Annotated in this window: 16 protein-coding genes and 1 tRNA gene; 5 read left to right on the forward strand and 12 right to left on the reverse strand. The window is 64.4% G+C overall.

Annotation, left to right across the window (positions count from 1 at the left end):
- Position 1 precedes the first annotated feature (1 nt).
- The 7 genes from BM167_RS05630 to tatA all read right to left on the reverse strand — a co-directional run bounded on the left by BM167_RS05630 (position 2) and on the right by tatA (position 9,881).
- Entirely contained in the window at positions 2-487 is a 486-nt protein-coding gene (locus BM167_RS05630; protein WP_092889955.1) for a DUF7287 family protein, read from the reverse strand.
- Positions 487-2,535, reverse strand: coding sequence for a type II secretion system F family protein (locus BM167_RS05635; protein WP_092889958.1), 2,049 nt, complete (start codon positions 2,533-2,535; stop codon positions 487-489). The genes BM167_RS05630 and BM167_RS05635 overlap by 1 nt, the downstream gene beginning before the upstream one ends.
- Before the next feature lie 3 nt (positions 2,536-2,538).
- Positions 2,539-5,871 carry an ATPase, T2SS/T4P/T4SS family gene (locus BM167_RS05640; RefSeq protein WP_092889962.1) on the reverse strand — a complete coding sequence of 1,111 codons (3,333 nt, stop codon included), beginning with the start codon at positions 5,869-5,871 and terminating at the stop codon, positions 2,539-2,541.
- Positions 5,872-6,222: 351 nt separating this feature from the next.
- Positions 6,223-8,130, reverse strand: a complete 1,908-nt coding sequence (locus BM167_RS05645) for a PAS domain-containing sensor histidine kinase (protein ID WP_092889965.1) — start codon at positions 8,128-8,130, stop codon at positions 6,223-6,225.
- A gap of 106 nt (positions 8,131-8,236) precedes the next feature.
- Positions 8,237-9,079 (reverse strand): universal stress protein, encoded by an 843-nt coding sequence (locus BM167_RS05650; protein WP_245781309.1) that lies wholly within the window; start codon positions 9,077-9,079, stop codon positions 8,237-8,239.
- A gap of 389 nt (positions 9,080-9,468) precedes the next feature.
- Positions 9,469-9,541: transfer RNA gene (locus BM167_RS05655), tRNA-Arg, on the reverse strand.
- Between the two features lie 73 nt (positions 9,542-9,614).
- Complete coding sequence (tatA, locus tag BM167_RS05660; protein ID WP_092889968.1) at positions 9,615-9,881, reverse strand: twin-arginine translocase TatA/TatE family subunit; 267 nt, start codon at positions 9,879-9,881, stop codon at positions 9,615-9,617.
- 333 nt (positions 9,882-10,214) lie between these two features.
- Between tatA and BM167_RS05665 the strand changes: the two genes are divergently transcribed.
- Positions 10,215-11,024: an HD domain-containing protein gene (locus BM167_RS05665; protein ID WP_092889973.1), complete on the forward strand. Its 810-nt coding sequence runs from the start codon at positions 10,215-10,217 to the stop codon at positions 11,022-11,024.
- A gap of 30 nt (positions 11,025-11,054) precedes the next feature.
- On the opposite strand, the gene BM167_RS05670 is transcribed toward BM167_RS05665, so the two are convergent.
- Genes BM167_RS05670 through BM167_RS05680 form a run of 3 tightly spaced genes read right to left on the reverse strand, consistent with a single transcriptional unit; the run spans position 11,055 to position 12,553 of the window.
- Complete coding sequence (locus BM167_RS05670; RefSeq protein WP_092889976.1) at positions 11,055-11,975, reverse strand: mechanosensitive ion channel family protein; 921 nt, start codon at positions 11,973-11,975, stop codon at positions 11,055-11,057.
- Complete coding sequence (locus BM167_RS05675; RefSeq protein WP_092889979.1) at positions 11,972-12,220, reverse strand: YhbY family RNA-binding protein; 249 nt, start codon at positions 12,218-12,220, stop codon at positions 11,972-11,974. The genes BM167_RS05670 and BM167_RS05675 overlap by 4 nt, the downstream gene beginning before the upstream one ends.
- Before the next feature lie 57 nt (positions 12,221-12,277).
- Complete coding sequence (locus tag BM167_RS05680) at positions 12,278-12,553, reverse strand: ribonuclease P protein component 4 (RefSeq protein WP_092889982.1); 276 nt, start codon at positions 12,551-12,553, stop codon at positions 12,278-12,280.
- Positions 12,554-12,666: 113 nt separating this feature from the next.
- Between BM167_RS05680 and BM167_RS05685 the strand changes: the two genes are divergently transcribed.
- Positions 12,667-13,758 carry a glycosyltransferase family 4 protein gene (locus BM167_RS05685; RefSeq protein WP_092891121.1) on the forward strand — a complete coding sequence of 364 codons (1,092 nt, stop codon included), beginning with the start codon at positions 12,667-12,669 and terminating at the stop codon, positions 13,756-13,758.
- Between the two features lie 41 nt (positions 13,759-13,799).
- Positions 13,800-14,933 (forward strand): glycosyltransferase, encoded by a 1,134-nt coding sequence (locus tag BM167_RS05690; protein ID WP_092889985.1) that lies wholly within the window; start codon positions 13,800-13,802, stop codon positions 14,931-14,933.
- Between the two features lie 12 nt (positions 14,934-14,945).
- Here the strand turns inward: BM167_RS05690 and BM167_RS05695 are convergent, their stop codons facing one another.
- The gene (locus BM167_RS05695) at positions 14,946-15,365 is read right to left on the reverse strand and encodes a hypothetical protein (protein WP_092889988.1); all 420 of its coding nucleotides are present in this window, start codon (positions 15,363-15,365) and stop codon (positions 14,946-14,948) included.
- A gap of 84 nt (positions 15,366-15,449) precedes the next feature.
- Complete coding sequence (locus tag BM167_RS05700; RefSeq protein WP_092889991.1) at positions 15,450-16,196, reverse strand: DUF2797 domain-containing protein; 747 nt, start codon at positions 16,194-16,196, stop codon at positions 15,450-15,452.
- 238 nt (positions 16,197-16,434) lie between these two features.
- Between BM167_RS05700 and BM167_RS05705 the strand changes: the two genes are divergently transcribed.
- Together BM167_RS05705 and BM167_RS05710 are read left to right on the forward strand one after the other, a co-directional pair.
- The gene (locus BM167_RS05705) at positions 16,435-16,635 is read left to right on the forward strand and encodes an HVO_0649 family zinc finger protein (RefSeq protein ID WP_092889994.1); all 201 of its coding nucleotides are present in this window, start codon (positions 16,435-16,437) and stop codon (positions 16,633-16,635) included.
- A 294-nt stretch (positions 16,636-16,929) separates the two neighbouring features.
- Positions 16,930-18,003, forward strand: coding sequence for a glutamate-cysteine ligase family protein (locus BM167_RS05710; RefSeq protein ID WP_092889996.1), 1,074 nt, complete (start codon positions 16,930-16,932; stop codon positions 18,001-18,003).
- Positions 18,004-18,013: the final 10 nt, after the last annotated feature.

An 18,013-nucleotide genomic window follows, 5' to 3' on the forward strand; every position in this document is an offset into this window, starting at 1 on the left:
CTCACCACACCCTCACGAACAGTCGGTACGTCGTCTCGTTCACGTGAACCGCGCGGCGGGCCGTCGTCACCGACCGGCCCTCGGGGACGGCGTCGCCCGCCGCGAGCGTCGTTCCGTCGAGAGCGACGACGCCGCCGCCGCGTTCGCTGACGGTGACGTTGAGACCGGTCGACGCGTCGAGTGCGAACACCTCGCTCGGGCCGTCCGCATCGGTGTCGAACCGGCAGTCGGTCGACCCGTCGGTCCCGTCGAAGAATTCGACGGTGCAGTCGGCGTCGAGGACGTAGGGCTCCGCTGGGTCACCCAACACGTCCGTCGCGAGCGTCGTCGCGATTCTGTCCGCGACCTGCGTTCCGTCGTCAGTCCGCTCGAACGGTTCGAAGATGCCGGGGACGAACGCGACGACGAACGCCACCACGAGCAGAAAGAGGCCGACGCCGATGGCGAAGTCGAGCGTCGTCTGCCCCCTGTCGGCGTTCGTTCCCATCAGCCCACCACCACCCACACCGCCAGCGCGATGGTCTGGAGTATCACGACGAACTTGACCCCAGAGACGAGTTGGGCGCTCCGTATGTAGCCGCTTATGAACCCCGAGAGCGCCGCCTGCAGGGTGACGGCGTGGAAGAAGAGCACGGAGAGAAGGTCGATGTCGACGCTCCCGCCGAAACTCGAACCCTGCTGTGCGGCCGCACCGCCGTCGCCGCCCGCCTGCGACGACAGACCGGCCATCACGTCGAGGAACTGCGTCTTCAGGATGGCCATCACCGCGAGCAGGGTGAGATACGTCATGAGGATGATAGCCACCTGCATCCGGGTCCGCGAGATGCGCTCTCGCTCGATGTCGTCTTGGTTCTCGGAGGCTTGCGCCGCCGTCGTCAACACGTCGGTAATCTGGCTGGACGCCTCTTGGGCCTTCGAGATGAGTTTGATCGTTCGAGCGAGGCGGGGGATGTGGTATTTGTTGTTGAACTCGACCATGGCGCTTCGGAGACTCATCCCGTAGTTCACTTTCGCGTGCATCACTTCGAACTCGTCCGCGAGTTTGCCGGAGGAGGTGTCGGACACCGTCTTGATGGATTCGAGAAGCGTCTGGCCGGTGTCGTTGGCGCTCGACAGTTTCCGGAGGTTGTCCGAGAGTTTGCCGGTGACGGCGCTTCGGGACCGGACGTTCCACTCGTAGAAGAACGCGAGCGGAACGCCGACGAGGTAGACGGGGATGTACCACCAGACGAAAGTGCCCCAGACGGGCTGTTCCAACATCCCGGCCCACGTCGTCGGCGCGCCGCCGCCGGAGACCATGATGGCGACGAACACCGCCGCCGCCGGTCCGGTGATGACGAGGCTGTAAATCGGATTCTCGCGGAAGAAGATGTGCGGTTGTCGGAGCAGTTCTCGCGTCTTGTACGTCCCCTCGCGACTGCGGATGCGGTCGAACACGCCGAAGTCGCCGACGAAACTCTCGACGAGGCCCATGTGGAGGAGCCCCTCTCGCTGTCTCTGCTGGAGGCGTTCGCTCCCGCCGGACGGCCGGAGGTAGCCGTCGCCCGGTTCGTCCTGTTTCACCGTCGAGACGAGCACGAGAAAGCCCACTCCTGTGAGCGGAATCAGGCCGTAGACGGTGGCGTACAGCATCTCCTCTCGGGCCTGATTCAGCATGCTCATGATGACGAGGATGATGATGAGAAGCAGGGGAAACAGAGACAGCGTCATGTACATCTCGCCGAACAGTTCGAGCGTCTCGAGCACCGTCTCCTGTTCCTGTTTCGCCGTTCGGAGGTGTTTCTCCTTTTTGTCGTCCAAGAACTGCTCCATGTTGCCGCCGGAGTTGACGATAGAGAGCATGTCGGTCAGAAACTGCGAGAGGTCGTCAGACGGCGTCAGCATCGCTTGCTCGCGAATCGCGTTCCGGTAGTCGGTGCCGAAGTACTCCGTTTCTTGGACGATGCTTTGGAACTCGCGGGCGACTTCGCCGTACGTGTCCTCCGCGCGGCCCATCGCCTCCAGAATCTCCAGTTGGTTCAGTCCGCCCACGGACAGCGCGTACATGAACGACACCGCGTCGGGCAGGAGCATGTTTATCTCGCGCTCCCGCGAGGACGCCTTCGAGTAGGGTATCGCGACGAGCGTTCCGAACCCGAGTCCGAACCCGCCGCTGCCGAAGACGAGTCCGGAGACGAACACTCCCGCGGGCATCGTGAGAGAGCGCAGCAGTTCCGCCGTCGCCTCGTTCGAGACGGGGATGCCGAGACTCAGCGAGTCGGGCGAGAGGAGGCCGAACGCAAAGAGCGAGTAGCCGAGAAGCGACCCGATGATCCAACACAAGAGGCCGACGAGAGTGCCGACCGCGAGGGCGTGCGAGAGGTAGAGTTCGACCGTCGCGGGCATCCGCGCCTGCTGGAGTTTCGTCTCCACGTCCGCGACGAAGTCTCCGTCCTCGTCGAACAGATATCGAAACAGCGGGTAGAACGCGTCGCCGAGGGCGTCGGTACTCCGGTCGAGTCCGTCGGCGTCCGAGGTTCGAGAGTCGAGGCTCACGGGTCAGTCCCCCCCGCCCGTCTCGCCGTCTTCCTCGTCGTCTTCGGGTTCGACGCCCTCGAACTCGCCGAACCCCCACCCGTCCGTGTCGTCGTCTAACTCGGCCACCTCTTGGCCGAGCACGTCTTCGATGCCGAACTCGTCGTCTTCGGTCCACGCGTGGTCCGATTCGACCGCCTCCTCGGCGTCGCCAGACACGTCGGCGTCCGCTATCTCCGGGACGTCAGCCTTCACACCCACGTTCACGTCCGCTTCCGCGTCCACGTCTGCGCTCGCCTCGGCGTCGTCACCGGCGTTCAGCGCGGGCGTCTCCTCGCCGTCGAGTTCGGACTGTTCGTCTCCCTCCTCCAGTTCGGAGGGTTCGTCTCCCTCCCCCAGTTCGGACTGTTCGTCGCCCTCCCCCAGTTCGGGGTCCGTCGCCCGTTCGGTCAGGGCGTCGAGTTCGCGTCTCTCGCCGCCGGTGTCGGCGCTCACGTCGGGCTGGTCTCTGAGGTGAGTGAGCGCGTCCGCGACGTCGCCGGGTTCCTGTTCTCGGAAGTCGGGGAACAGGTCTTCCTCGGCGCGTCGGAGGATTCGATCGCAGAGCGCGAGTATCTCGTCGGTCGGGTCCGGCCGCGGCACCATCTCCTCTTTTTCGGGGTCGACGTCTATCTGGACCGACTCCATCTCTCGGAGGTCTTCGAGGCTCCGTTCGAGTTCGTCGTTGGCCATCAACGCGAGGATGGTCTCGGGGTCGTTGATGTACGCTTGGAGCGTCGCCGCCACCTGCGTGTACGTGTTCAGCCCGTACTTGATGAGGTACGCGAGGACGACCTGTCGCTCGAACAACTGCAGTTCGAGCGTCTCTTGGCTCCACCCGCGGTCGAACTTTATCTCCTCTAAGGTGTTCGAAGAGCCCATCTTGAGGAACTCGTCGGTCTCGGCCTGCCACTGGAACACGTCTTGGACGTTTATCTCGTCGTTCTCGGGGTCGTAGTGGTTTATCTCGGTGAGCGACTTGTTCCGCCGGACCTTGTTCCCCTGCACCCGCGTGGAGGTCTGAATCGACACCAAGTCGAGCGCCGTGAACATCGTCTTCGAGACGTTGATGGGGTCCGTGGTGAAGCGTTTCAGCACCTCGCCGACGCTGTCGGCGTGGAACGTCGTGTACGTCGTGTGCCCGGTGGACATGACCTGAAACAGTGTCCGCCCCTCCTCGCCTCGAATCTCGCCCATCACGATGTAGTCGGGCCGTTGACGGAGTGCGGCTTCGAGCAAGTCGAACTCGTCTACGTCGCCCTTGTCGTCGTCGCTGAACGACGGTCTGGTGACTGAGGCGATCCAGTTTCGCTGCGGCAGTTCGACCTCGCGGGTGTCCTCGATGGAGACGATTTTGGAGTTCGAGGGGATGAAAAGCGACACCGCGTTCAGCGACGTGGTCTTGCCCGACGCCGTCCCGCCCGCGAAGATGAGGCTCTTGTCGTTCTCGATGCAGAGCCACAGGAACGCCATCTCGTCCAACGAGAACGTGTTCCAGTTGACGAGGTCGATGGGGGTGAAGGGGACGTCTTTGAACTGCCGAATCGTGTAGTTCGTCCCGTGGTCCGACACCTCGCGTCCGAGCGTCAGTTGCGCGCGCGACCCGTCGGGCAGGGTGGCGTCCACCTGCGGCCGTCGCTTCGAGATTCCCTTCCCGGAGCGCTGTGCGAGTTTGACGACGAAGTCGTCGAGTTCCGTCTCCTCGTGGTAGACGTTCGAGATGATCTGCTCGTAGTCCGAGTGGTAGACGAACACAGGCGAGTTGTAGCCGTCACAGGAGATGTCCTCGACGTTGATGTCGTGTTTGATGCCGTCGATTCGCTCGTAGCCGATGAAGTCCCGACGGAGGAAGTACAGCAGTTTCTCGACTTGGTACTCCGTCAGCGTCTCGGCGTCGTCGGCCAGAACGGCCGGTTCGGGCCGGGCCGCGATACCGTCGAGAGACGGCGTCTCGGCGACCGGCGGGGCGGCGAACAGGCCGTCGAGACGCCCGCCTAACGCGCCTTCGCTCAGTCCGAGGCGGCGGGCGAACGACCCGAGGGAGGTGTCTCTCGGTCCGGCGTCGGGCGCCGAATCCGCGTCGCCGCCGTCGGTATCGATGCCGAACCGGGACAAAACCGCCTCGAACGTCCCCTCGTCCGTCTCGTCTGAGTCGTCGGAGTCGGTCGGGTCGAACGCCAGCGAGAGCGCCTTCGAGTAGCCGTCTTCGGGCCGTTGGTAGACGTCGTACCGGTCCAACAGGTCGAGGGCTTGCCGTTCGATGACGCCGCGGCGAGTGTCCTCGCCGACGCCGACGGTGCTCTCGTCGTCGTACTTGATGGCCGTCCGGAGTTTGCCGGTGAGAAACTCGGTCAGGTCGGCTTCGATGCGGTTCTGGTACGGTTCTACCTGGTAGTACTTTATCTCGTTTTCCTTTATCGACTGGAAGATGATGATAAACGAGTGCGGCTTGTTCACCCAGTAGCGCTCTATCTCCTGAAAGTGCGTCTTCTTCTCCATCGGCACGGCCTTCTCCAGGTCGTACCGGTTGACCACCGTGGTCGCGCCGCGTTCGTCCGAGAAGAAGTCGTCTTCGTCGAGTTCGTCGCTCACGTCGACCGTTCGTTCGTCGAGTATCTCGGCGAGTTCCCCGGCGCGTTGGCCGCCGCGCGCGAGTGCGTTCTCGGTGTAATCGGGGTCGAACCCCAGTGCGTCCTCGTCGTCGAAACGGACGATGTCTCCGTCCTCGTCGCGGGGACGACTTCCGTCGTCCTCGTAGTAGTACTCGCGCTTGTAGTGTTCCCACATCCAGACGTCCTTGACGACCGGCGTGGTTTCGGGGTCGCAGAACGCCTCGAACTCCGCTTGGATGCGTTTCGCCTCCGAGGCGCACTCGGAGACGTTCTCTTCGGTGTCGACGGCGTGGAAGTCGAGATACTCCTCGGAGTCGACGCTGACCTCTTCCCAACTCTCGCGAGTCGGCGTCGCCGGTTCGACGGAGTCCTCCTCGGAGTCGTCCCACCGCGCACTCGCCGGTTCGTCCGACAGGTCGCGGGGGTCCACCCCCCCGTACAGCGATTCGACGTCGCCCGCCTCGCCGTACTCGTCGAGGAAGTGCGCCCACGTGTACGCTCCGACCGCGACTCTCGGTCCGTCGCCCGCCTCTCCGGCCGACGCCGGGTCGGTCGCCGCCCCCCGCGACGCCCCCGGAGAAACTTCCCCTTCGAGTGCCGACTCCTCCGAGTCGGACCCCCCTTTCAACGCGTCTCGGTCGGACCCCCCGTCGTCAGAACCCGACTGACGAACGGGGGCCACCTCGACGTCGTCGTCGCTAGCCATTGCTCTCCGGTGGATTCCCCCTATCAAAAAGACTTCTGGAGATTTAACAAGTCATTTGGTCTGAAATCTAACAGTATACTACACTATTCGATAATATACTATTGGTGAGATGGCGAGAATTAATCCCTCAGACGTACCTACCGGAACTATTACTCCGATATGGTTCGTAGTTGGCCGCCTCTCAAACCTGTTCCTGAAGTGCCACTTTCGTCCGGGGAACCGGGGGGCGTAATCGGTGATTAACGACGGTGCGCGCGAGTCTGCGGGCGGCGCCTACCACCCGGTTGCCAGCGTCGTCGCGGCGCCGACGGCGACAGTCGTGTCAGGGCTATTTCGAGTCTCGGAGGTGGTCTATTCGTCGCGAGCGTCCGCCACCGGAAGCGTGAAGGAGAACGTCGTCCCCTCGCCGGGGGTAGAGTCGACCCAGATGTCGCCGCCGTGGCGTTCGACGATGCGCTGACAGAGCGTGAGGCCGAGACCGGTCCCGGGGTGTTCGTCTCGCGTGTGGAGGCGTTCGAACACCCGAAAGATGCGCTCTTGGTCCTCGGAGTCGATGCCGATTCCTTCGTCTCGGACCGAGAGACGCCACACATCGCCCGCCCGTTCGGCCGAGACGTCGATGTGGGGCGGTTCGTCGCCGCTGTAGTTTATCGCGTTGCTCAGGAGGTTCTGAAACACCTGCCGCAGTTGCCCCTCGTCCCCGAGGACGCGGGGCAGGTTCTCCCGTTCGACGACGGCGTCCGACTCTTCGACCCGCATCTGCATGTCGGTGAGAACGTCGTCGAGAACCGCGTCCAACTCGGTCGGTTCGAAGGGGTCGCCCTGCGTCTCCACTCGCGAGTACTGAAGCAGGCCGTCTATCATCTCGCGCATCCGCTCTGCGCCGTCGACGGCGTACTCGATGAACTCCTCGCCGTCCTCGTCGAGCGCGTCGGCGTAGCGCTTCTCGACGAGTTGCAGATAGCTCGTGACCATCCGCAGCGGTTCTTTCAGGTCGTGAGACGCGGCGTAGGCGAACTGCTCTAACCGGTCGTTGGACGCTTCGAGACGCCGCTGAATCTCCTTTCGCTCGCTGATATCCCGCCCGAGGCCCACCACCACCGGGTTTCCGTCGGGGTCGTCCAACCTCGTCGCGACGAACTCGTAGGGGATGCGTTCGTCGCGTTTCGTCAGGATGTTCGCCTCCACGCGCACACTTCCCCTCTCGAAGCACTCCGCCATCGCGTCGGCGATGGTCACCCGCGCGTCCTCGTCGAAGAATTCCAGCGTCTGCATGGACTCGATTTCGTCTCGTTCGTACCCCGTCACCTCGCGCAGGCTCCGGTTCCACCGCTGTAGGTTCCCCCCGGAATCGATGACGTAGAACACGTCGTCGATGGCGTTGAGAAGGTTCGAGGTGTACTCTTTGTACTGTCTGAGTCGCTTCTCGCGCTCTTCGAGCGCTCGCTTGGCCTCCTTTCGGGGCGAGATATCCCGGAACAGTCCGACGAAGTACCGTTCGCCGTTGTACCGGAAGTCGTTGAACGAGATACCGAGGGGCACCTCGTGGCCCTCTTTGTGGTGGGCGGGGAGTTCGACGTACTCCCAGTCGATGTTTCGCACCCCCGTTTCGAGATACCGGTTCAACGCGCTCAGGTGGGCGTCGCGGAGGCGTTCGGGGATGATACTGAGTTTGCTTCCCCCGACGAGTTCCGACGCCGGATATCCGAGGATTCGTTCGACCGCCGGGTTCGCGTACTGAATCTCGCTGTCGGAGTCGAGGAGGATAATCCCGTCGGGGATGGCGTCGGCGAGTGCCACGAACGCCTTCGCCGAGGGGTCCGTCTCGACGGGTTGCAGGTCGTCTCTCTCGGAGAGGTCTGCCTCTGCGTCTCGGTTCGGCTGACGGTAGCAGACACCGACGAAGGCGTAGTCGTCTCCGTCAACCACCGTCTCGAAGTGGACTTCGCAGGCGACGACGTCGCCGTCCGCAGTCTCGAACGGGAGCGTCAGCGTCGTCGAACGGCCGTCCGTGGGCGCTTCGGTCAGTAGAGACCGCAGAGACCGAGGGGCGGTGACGAGGACGTCCGCAAACGAGTTCCCGAGTAGCGTCTCCCGGGACCACCCGGTCAACTCCGTGAACGGTTCGTTGACCGTGGCTATCGCGCCGTCCGGCGCGAGGTGAACGACTCCGATACTCGCCCGCGTCAGTAGTGAGGCGATGTGCTGCGTGGCGTCGGAGGCGCCGTCCGACGGCGGCAGGTCGTTTGAATGACCCATCGACCGGTGATAGATGGGTGAGAGCAATAAGCCGTGTCGTTTTCGCGGTGGGAGTCGGGCGGATAATCGAAGAGAGTCGGTCGCACCGCCGTCGGTCCCGTCCGGTTCACCGGCGGCCGAGCAGACGCTTCCAGATGGACCGCGACGACGGCCGTTCGGTCAAAAGCACTGGCGTATCGAGGCTGTGGATGGCGTCGAACGTCAGCGACCCGCGAACGATGCGCGACAGCAGTCCCCGGTCCGTCGCTCCGATTATCACCAAACTGTAGTCGTCGCCGAGACGCCCGAGCACCGAGTCCACGTCTCCGGTTTCGACGAGTTTCTCTGCGCCCGACAGTCCGTGGTCGCTGGCCCACTCGCGCAGGAAGTCGTGTCCGACTTCCTCGTCCGTCGAGTCGGCGACGTGAAGCAGCGAGATATCGACGCCCACGCTCTCCTGTAGGGCGCAAGCGACTTCCCCCGAGAGGTCCGAAGAGGGGCTCTCGTCGACGGGGACGAGTACGTCCGAAATATCGACTTCTTGGCCGTCCAACACCAGAAAGTCACACGGGAGACGGTGCGTCTGTTCGTCTAAGGTGTCCTCGGATCGACCGCCCGCGAACTGCGTTCCCTCGTAGCCCATCACCACCGTGTCGGCACCGGAGGCCTCTATGGCGTCGAACAGCCCCTCGAACCCGTGGTGCGAGAGGATGGTCTCGGTCTCTATCGGAACGTCGAACGCCTCGGCGTCCGCTTTCGCCGCCGCGAGGAGGCTCTTCGAGGAGTCGCCGATTCGGTCTTTGTTCTCGGCGGCGGCGTCGAGTGGCGTCTCGTCGGGGACGGTGACGATGTGCGTCGCGAGCACTCGGCCGCCCTCGTGTTGGGCGAGTGCCCCGGCGAGCGCTATGAGCGTGCTCTCGGTCCGCGGATTCGCCAAGACAACCATAATCGTCGGGTCGTCGCCGTTCATCTGTTCGCGTTCGCTCCCGGACGGTTCGCGCTCGGATCTCTCTCGCGTCCGACCGGAGGGCGGACGTAAGCGAGCAGGTCCCGCGTCTCGCTCGTGACGTCGCTATTCATACAGGACGGTAGGTGTATCCTCGGATAAGAGTGTGTGCATAGTGGACCACCCGGAGGCGGGTCCGGTCCCCGTCGGACGGAGCGAGAGGACTGTATTTCGCGAATCGGTACACCCGTAAGCGAACGCAGCGGTCGAGTGGGACTCCGGAACGCGTGCGAACCGACCGAGACGAGGAGAACGGGCGTGGCGGGATTCGAACCTCGGTCGCTCACTGGGTTCGCTCCCTGATTCGAGTCGCGAACGGTGTGTTCTCGGTCTCGCTTCGCTCGACACGAGAACGGGCGTGGCGGGATTCGAACCCGCGATCGAGAGGTTAGGAACCTCTCGCCCTGTCCACTAGGCCACACGCCCTCGCCGGTGGCTACGAGAACGTCGGCTAAAACAGGTGTGATTCGAAAAGACCGCGGGCGGAGAAGGGAACTGCTCAGTTGGTCTCGGTCGAGGTGGACGTAGACGTCGACGTCTCGGTTCCGGTCTCCTCGTCCTCCTCGTCGTCGCCTTGCTCCATCTCCTTCAGCTCCTCTTCGATTTCGTTGCGTCCGCGTTGGAACTCGCCCATCGCCTGCCCCGTCGAACGGGCAAGTTTGGGAATCTTGTTCGCGCCGAACAGCAACACGAGGACGAGCAGGACGATGAGCAGTTCCGGCCCGCCAGGTATCCCCGGGAACAGGGGGGTAATGATCGATGACATCACTACCAAATCTTAACCTAGTCGCGATTATAGGCTTTTTGCTCCCTTAGCGACACCGTTATCCGAATATTCTCTGCCTATCGACGACGTAACGGGCGTTTCAGCGCGTATAACGACGATGTATCGGTTCACAGCCCGGGCGGGGGGGTTCGGCCGTCGAAGGGACCGGGTCCGCGAGTAGAACGACCCCGACTCCGGCCGTCTGAGCGACGCGAACCGCGAGGGAATTCGGGCGTCTGGCATCTCGGGGATTTTCGAGTCGCGGAGTCGCCGCCCGAGGACGCCGCCGACACCCGGGAGGTATTTGCGCCTGGGCGACGAACGCCACGCCGCATGGATGCGACCGATAGTGACGACGGTGGGCGCGAGTACGACGCGAGAGACGACCACGCCTACCCCGACGAGAAACTGAACGAGATACTCCCGGAACTTCTCGAAGACCCCGAGGTAATCACGTATCTCGAAGCGCAGAACGTCAACGCGGTCACGCGGAAAGGATACAACGACCACGGCCCGAAGCACATCGAAATCGTCCGGAACCGGGCGCTTCGCCTCTACGACCTGTTGAAGGCGGGAGACGTCGAGTTCAACGGCGCGGCCGACCAAGGCCTCGAAGAGGCGGACGAACCGGTCATCGTCGCCCTCGCGGCGACGCTTCACGACATCGGACACATCGTCCACCGAGACGAACACGCGTACTACTCTATCCCCCTCGCCGCGGACTTCTTAGACCGATTCCTCCCGCAGTTCTACGACACCCAAGACACGGTCCGGATGAAAGCGGAGGTGCTGCACGCCATCCTCTGTCACCACACCGAGGAGGACCCCCTCACGACCGAGGCGGGCGTCATCCGCATCGCCGACGCCTTGGACATGGAACGCGGCCGGTCGCGCATCCCCTACGAGAAGGGCGGACGCGGCATCAACACGCTCTCCAGTCAGGCCATCGACAACGTCGCGCTCAAACCGGGCGACAGCAGGCCCGTCCTCGTCGAGATAGAGATGGTCAACGCCGCTGGCGTCTACCAGGTGGACAACCTCCTGAAGGCGAAACTCCACAATTCGACGCTCGAAGACTACGTCCGCATCGTCGCGGTCAACACGCGGGCCGAGGACCAACTGGTCGAGCGAATCGAACTGTAGAACGTCGGTCGAAAACTTCCCGCTCGCCGTTCAGTCGTCCGCGCCGGCGCCGAGCGACTCGGAGTCGGAGATGGTCAGGTTGCCGCCGACCGTCCGGTTCGGATACGGGATGTCGATGCCCGCGTCGTCGAACCGCTGTTTCACCCGTTGGACGTATTTTCCGCGCGTCTTCACGAAGTCCGAGCGACTCGGACTCGCTATCCAAACGCGCGACGTGAGCGTCACGGAGGAGTCGCCGAGTTCGGTCAGTCGCACCGACGGCGCGGGGTCGTCGAGGATGTCGGGGTCGGATTCGGCCTCCTCGACGATTATCTCCGTCGCGGCGTCGATGTCGTCGTCGTAGCCGATGCCGAACGGCACCTGCAGGCGGAGTTTGTCCTTCGCGACGGGATTTTTGATGACGCCGTCTGTCAGTTGCGAGTTCGGCACCGTCAACAGTTCGTTGTCGAACGTCCGAACGCGCGTGACGCGGAAACTGATGTCCTCGACGACGCCGGAGTTTCCGTCCCACTCTATCCAATCGCCGATGCGGAACGGCTTGTCGGTGAAGATGAACACGCCAGCGACGAAGTTCTGAAGGACGTCTTGCAACGCCAGACCGATTGCGAGGGTCGCCGCCGCGGCGATGGTCGCGACGGACTGCAGGAAGTTCGGGAATCCTGCGGCGGCCAACGCGACGGTCAAGGCCGCGAAGATGACGACGACGCCGACGATTCGCATGAGCGGTTTCTTCGCGTGCGCTTCGATTCCCCGTCGATTCATCACCCGCGAGAGAAGCGGAAGGAGGACGGCTTTCCCCGCGAGGTAGACGACGGCGAACGCGACGACGAAGGAGATGGCCGACCCGATGATGTCCGCGAGTCCGACCGGGACGCCGAGGATATCCTGTAGCAACCGAGCGACGAACGTACTTCCGTCGGGCGTTTGGAGGGCGATTGCCGACGTACTCATCGAGTGACCACGGCGGTGTTTCCTCGGGTCTCCACCACGTCTGCGTTCACCCGGTCCGCCAAGTCGTCCGCGAGTTCCTCGACCGACGTCCCGGCCCGCGCCGCGCGGAGGAACTTCACCTTCACGAGGTCCCTATCGCCCAGTTGATCCGAGAGTTCCTCTGTCACCGCGCCGATACCGCTCTTGCCGACCCACACCGTCACGTCGACGTCGTGCGCTCGCTTCCGGAGTTCCTGTCTGTCCATGTGCCACTTATCGGCCGGATACGTTTGAAGGTTAAGGGTGTGTGAACGTCCCGCCGATCAATCGTGTGGGTACCGCTTCGTCGCGCCGCAGTCACACCGGACGACCACCCGTCCGGAGCGGAGTCGAACCCGAGCGTTGACGCCGGGTCGGAGGTAGACGTCGCAGTCGTCGCAGGTGTAGCGACGGAACGCCCGCGGGAGACCGGTCCGATTCCGTTCGGCGATGCGCCGCGCCAGACGGACGTACTCGCGGGACCGGTCGAACTCGCGGTTCGCCGTCGCCTCCCGCGCGAGTTCGTGCAGGCGTTCGATGCGTTCCGCCGCGATGCTCATGGTCCGACGAGAGGGGCGCCCGACAAAGACGTTCCGTTCCGCCGTCTGTCGAACCGGCGTCGAAGTCGGTAGCGTCAAACCGTCGCCCCGAGAACCTCGGCGGCACCGTGAGTCTGCGCGCCCTCAACTATCTGGAACTCGAATCCGAACTGGACCGAAGCGGTATCGGAACGGCGACGGACCAGCAACGCGCGGCACTCTCTCGGACGGACGTGGACGTGGTCACGTCCCCGTGGCGCGGGGGGCATCCGGCGCGCGCGCCGTTCTCTGCGGCGGTCGGACGCGGACTGTTCCGCGATTACGACCTGGCCCACTGCAACCTCGTCGGGCCGGGGTCCGTGGCCGTCGCACGCCACGCCAAGCGCAACGACATCCCACTCGTCCTCCACACGCACGTCACCCGAGAGGACTTCGCCGAGTCGTTCCGCGGGTCCGAGGCCGTCGGTCCCCTCCTCGGCCGGTATCTCAGGTGGTTCTACTCGCAGGCCGACCTCGTTCTCTGTCCTTCGACGTACACGAAGCGCGTCCTCGAATCGTACCCCGTCGATGCACCCATCCTCCCGATGTCGAACGGCGTGGACGCGGAGTCGCTTGCGGGGTTCGAAGAGTTGCGCGCGGAGTACCGAAACCGGTACGAACTCGACGGGATGGCCGTCTTCGCCGTCGGAAACGTCTTCGAGCGAAAGGGCCTCACGACGTTCTGCGAACTCGCCGCAGAAACCGAATACGACTTCGCGTGGTTCGGACCGTACGACACCGGCCCGCACGCCTCGAAGACGGTCAGGCGGTGGGTGACGGACCCGCCGGAGAACGTCACCTTCACCGGGTGGATAGACGACATCCGCGGCGCGTTCGGCGCGGGCGACGTCTACCTGTTCCCGACCAAAAACGAGAATCAGGGTATCGCCGTCCTCGAAGCGATGGCGTGCGGGAAGGCCGTCGTCCTGAGGGACATCCCCGTCTTCGAGGAGTTCTACACGCACGGCCACGACTGCCTGAAGTGTTCGACGAGAGCGGAGTTCCGCCGCGCCCTCGAACTGTTGGCGCGAGACGAGGACCTGCGGCGGCGACTCGGAGAGAACGCCCGCGAGACGGCCGCGGAACACAGTCTCGACCGCGTGGGCGAGCGATTGGCGGCGGCGTACCGCGAGGCGTACGACGCGGAACGGGAGGGTCGGTCGGTGGACCTGTCGCGCCTGCGCTGAAAGTCACAAGCGATTAAACGGTCAGTACCGAATCACGACCGATGGAACCGGTCTCGGTCGCGGCCTTCACCGACACGTACCTCCCGACCGTAAACGGCGTCACGTACACGATAGAGACGTGGCGCGATCACTGGCGGGAACGCGGCGGTCGTATGGACGTGGCCTACCCCGGAAGCGACGGCTACGACCCCGAAGACGGAGAGCATCCCGTCCGGAGCGTCGCCTTTCCCTTCTACGACGGCTTCCGACTGGGCGTGCCGCGGGTCCCCGAGGCCGTTCGGGACGTCGGCCTCGTCCACGTCCACACGCCGTTCGCACTCGGTCTCAGCGGGATGCGACTCGCGCGGCGGAGAGACCTCCCTCTCGTCGCCTCCTACCACACCCCGGTCGGCGAGTACGCGGACTACCTCACGTCGCGCGCTCGGATCGAATCCGGAATCGAGTCGCTCTCGGAACGGTACGAACGCTGGTTCTTCGACCGGGCAGACGCCGTCGTCTGTCCGAGCGAAGACGCCTGTGAGCACCTCGTCTCGGAAGTCGGCGTCGAGACGGAGGTGACCGTCCTCTCGAACGGTATCGACGTAGAGCGGTTCGTCCCGACGGACGCCGCGGACTTTCGCGCGCGCTACGACCTGCCGGACGGACCCCTCCTCGGATACACCGGCCGACACGGCTACGAGAAGAATCTCGCGGAGTTCGTCCGCGCGGCGGCGGAACTGGACGTGACCCTCGTGTTCGGCGGCGACGGTCCCGCGCGGGACGAACTCGAATCGCTCGCGAGCGAACTGGGCGTGGACGCCCGCTTTCTCGGCTTTCTCCCGCGCGAGGAACTGCCCGCCTTCTACTCGGCGCTCGACGCGTTCGTCTTCCCGAGTCCCGTCGAGACGCAGGGGCTGGTCGCGTTGGAGGCCAACGCCTGCGGGACGCCGGTCGTCGGCGCCGACGAGGGTGCGCTCTCGGACACCGTCGTCGACGGCGTGACGGGCTACCACTACGACTACGGCGACGCGCCGGGCTGTCGCGACGCCATCCGCCGGGTGCTGGACGAACGCGAGGCGCTCTCGGAGGCATGTCTGCTGCGACGGGACGAACTCAGCGTCGAACGCGCGGTGGACGAACTGGAGACGCTGTACGGACGGGTGTCGTCGACGAAAAACGAGACGAGTCGCCGGTAGGCGAACGCGGGTTCAGTCGTCTTCTATCGCTTGCGCGATGCGCTGAAGCTGTCGCGTCGCGTCGCGGACTTCGTCGCGGAGTTGCCGAACCTCGCGGACGAGTTCCTCGTTGCCGGCGGAGTCGCTCTCGCCGCGGCCGCCCGCGCCCGGCGGACCGCCGCCCATGCCGGGACCGCCACCCATACCGGGGCCGCCGCCGCCGCCCATCATCCCGCTCATCATCTGCGCGAACGGGTTGCCGCCCGCACCGCCGGGGCCGCCGCCGCCACCCATCATCTCTTCGGGGGAGGGACGCTCGCCGTCGCCCTCCTCGCGTTCCTCCTCGCGTCGCTGGCGAATCTCCTCGACTCGCTCTCGGAAGGACTTCTCTTCGTCGTCTCCGTCCCCTGCTTCGTCCGTCGGTTCCGCCGGTTCGTCGGGTTCTTCGGACATACCCACCGGTTCGACCCGTGGCCGCAAAGGATTGTTGGTACGCGAAAGCGGTCGGTGCGCGAAAGAGGTGGGTCGAGGCCGTCCTCACCCGAACGCGCCGAGACTCGACTGCACGTCGCGCGTCGTCGCTTCCGGGACGACGTCGTAGCCCACCAGGTCGCGTAAATCGACGGCGTACGTGCCTCCGGCCCGGTCGAGGACGAGCAGTCGTCCCTGCACGCCGCGGACGGTTCCGGTCGCCATCGTCTCGGCCACCGGGCGGTCGGTGAGGTCCAACCCGTAGTCGAAGGAGAACTCCCCGAGGAGGTCGAACGCCGACAGCAGTCCGGCCCACGAGGCGTCGTCCACGTCGAGGTGGAGACCGTCTCTTTTCGTCGGCACGCGGACGCGGTCGGCGATTCGCTCTGCGAGTTCGGCCTCCTGTTCCCGCGCGATTCGGCCGTTCGCAACCGTCCGGAGGTGCGCGCCGCGGTCTGCGCCCTGTTCGCGGAGGCGCGTCTCCAGTCGCCACTCCTTGGTCACGCCGACTTTGAACACGTCGGGCGCGAACGCCGCGAGGTAGATGGCGTGGGGGTCGTGGCAGTCCATCTCGTCTTTCAGGCAGGTCCCCGTACATTTCGCACAAACCCACGTCGAACGGTGGTCGCGGCAGTACGGCGCGTGGTCGGCGTCGCAGGGGACGTGTCCGTCGTCGGTGACGACGCCCGCACAGTGTCTCTCTTCGAGCGTGTAGGCCAGTTCCGTCCCCGGGTCCAGAGAGACGTACTCCACGGTGTCGTCGTCACTCAAGAGGAGGCCCGGCCCGCCCGTGTCGTAACCGACGAACTGCACGACTCGCGGTAGGGGTGTGCGGGATAAAAGGCGTGCCGTTCGGGCGCGAATACGATCTCTGCGCCCGTCCCGCCGGAGACGCCGGGGCGTCGGTCACGCGACGAGAGCGCGGTTGCGGACCCGTCTCGGCGACGCGAAAATCCGCACGGGTCGTCGAACCGTAGATAGGTAACCGTCTCGTTGGTCCTCGAACAGATTCGACCCGGGTGTTTTTCTCTCTGCGGATACGAGGCATGCTATGGCATCCCCTGCCAGTGGATCGACTCCGTTCGAACGGTTGAAGAGTCGCTTCGACCGAGATATGGTGTGTCCCGAGTGCGGGTACGACGACGAGGAAGGCGAGTGGCTCTCGACGACTGACGGCAGTCGCGTCGTCTACCAGCATATCTGTCCCTCGTGCGGGAAGGTCCGACAGCACAATTACACGCTGGGAACGTAGTCGCCGGTCGGTCGGCGCTGTTCACCGCGTACTCGCAGTCCGACTCCTCAGAACGGTCCGACGGGGCCGGAAGCGTCGCCGCGACCAGCATCCGCTTTCTCCCGGTCTGCTTGCACACGAAGGCAGACCCCTGAATACTCTGACCTCCGAACTCCGTAATCAAGTGACGGCGACACCGCCGGTACGGCGAGCGAGCGGAGGTTGCAACGTTTCTCGACGGATGTGGCGACGTGCGGTCCCGAGTGAACCGAACGAAGAGAGGCGGTCGAACCCGCCGAAAACGGACCCGAACCAATGCAAAAGAGCATCGAAGTAGAGTACTGGGTCGTCGACGAGGACGGGGAACTCACGGAACCGGAGGAACTGACGGACGTCTCCGAGAACGTCGAAGAGGAGTTCGTGCCTCCGCTCTTCGAGTTGAAGACGCCGCCCTGTGAGACGTACGGCGACCTGCGGTCGGCGTTCGTCGAGCAACTGGACCGCGTGCTGCGGCGGGCCGACGAACTCGACAAACGTCTCGTCCCGTTCGGAACCCCGGTCAACGGCGAGCGTATCGAACGATGGCCGACAGAACGCGGTCGGATACAGAAGCGCGTTCTCGGGACGAACTTCGACTACGCGAAGTACTGCGCCGGAACGCACCTGCACTTCGAGAAGCGAAACGTCGTCGACCAACTGAACACCCTCATCGGACTCGACCCCGCGCTCGCGTTGCTGAACTCCTCGCCGTACTTCCGAGGGACCCGCGTCGCGAACGGCGCGCGCGCCTACCTCTACCGGAAGAAATGCTACGAGAAGTTCCCGAAGCACGGGCAACTGTGGGAGTACGCCGACACCGTCGGCGAGTGGGAACGGCGTCTCGACCGGCGCTACGAGGAGTTCTCGCGGGCGGCCGTCGAGGCGGGTATCGACGAAGAGACCGTCGAGGCTCACTTCACGCCCGACGACGTGGTGTGGACGCCGGTTCGGTTGCGCGACGAGATGCCCACCGTCGAGTGGCGCGCGCCCGACGCGGCGCTTCCGAGCCAGATTCTGCGCGCGGCCGAGGAGATAGACGCCGTGATGGAGCAACTTCACCACACCAACGTCCGCGTCGGCGGGACGACGGGCGGAGTGACCGAAGACGAAATCGTCCTTCCCGGGTTCGAGACGCTCCGCGAGTACGTCAACGAGGCGATACACGAGGGGTTGGAGTCGCCCGACGTCGCGGGGTATCTCGAACGGATGGGGTTCGACGTGCAGGGATACGACCCGATAACGCCGAAGATAGACGGACGCGAGTACGTCACTCGAAGCGAGGCGTGCGAACTCCGCCTCGAATACGCGGAGATGCTTCGACGAGACGTGAGCCGTCTGCTTCGGAACTGAAACCGCGCCG

Source organism: Halopelagius inordinatus (genome assembly GCF_900113245.1).
Classification (GTDB): Archaea; Halobacteriota; Halobacteria; order Halobacteriales; family Haloferacaceae; genus Halopelagius; species Halopelagius inordinatus.

Bases quoted from the DNA above. Each gene is read 5' to 3' on its own strand.
- BM167_RS05630 (WP_092889955.1), bottom strand. From the start codon at position 487: ATGGGAACGAACGCCGACAGGGGGCAGACGACGCTCGACTTCGCCATC.
- BM167_RS05640 (WP_092889962.1), bottom strand. From the start codon at position 5,871: ATGGCTAGCGACGACGACGTCGAGGTGGCCCCCGTTCGTCAGTCGGGT.
- BM167_RS05645 (WP_092889965.1), bottom strand. From the start codon at position 8,130: ATGGGTCATTCAAACGACCTGCCGCCGTCGGACGGCGCCTCCGACGCC.
- BM167_RS05650 (WP_245781309.1), bottom strand. From the start codon at position 9,079: ATGAACGGCGACGACCCGACGATTATGGTTGTCTTGGCGAATCCGCGG.
- tatA (WP_092889968.1), bottom strand. From the start codon at position 9,881: ATGTCATCGATCATTACCCCCCTGTTCCCGGGGATACCTGGCGGGCCG.
- BM167_RS05665 (WP_092889973.1), top strand. From the start codon at position 10,215: ATGGATGCGACCGATAGTGACGACGGTGGGCGCGAGTACGACGCGAGA.
- BM167_RS05670 (WP_092889976.1), bottom strand. From the start codon at position 11,975: ATGAGTACGTCGGCAATCGCCCTCCAAACGCCCGACGGAAGTACGTTC.
- BM167_RS05675 (WP_092889979.1), bottom strand. From the start codon at position 12,220: ATGGACAGACAGGAACTCCGGAAGCGAGCGCACGACGTCGACGTGACG.
- BM167_RS05680 (WP_092889982.1), bottom strand. From the start codon at position 12,553: ATGAGCATCGCGGCGGAACGCATCGAACGCCTGCACGAACTCGCGCGG.
- BM167_RS05690 (WP_092889985.1), top strand. From the start codon at position 13,800: ATGGAACCGGTCTCGGTCGCGGCCTTCACCGACACGTACCTCCCGACC.
- BM167_RS05695 (WP_092889988.1), bottom strand. From the start codon at position 15,365: ATGTCCGAAGAACCCGACGAACCGGCGGAACCGACGGACGAAGCAGGG.
- BM167_RS05705 (WP_092889994.1), top strand. From the start codon at position 16,435: ATGGCATCCCCTGCCAGTGGATCGACTCCGTTCGAACGGTTGAAGAGT.
- BM167_RS05710 (WP_092889996.1), top strand. From the start codon at position 16,930: ATGCAAAAGAGCATCGAAGTAGAGTACTGGGTCGTCGACGAGGACGGG.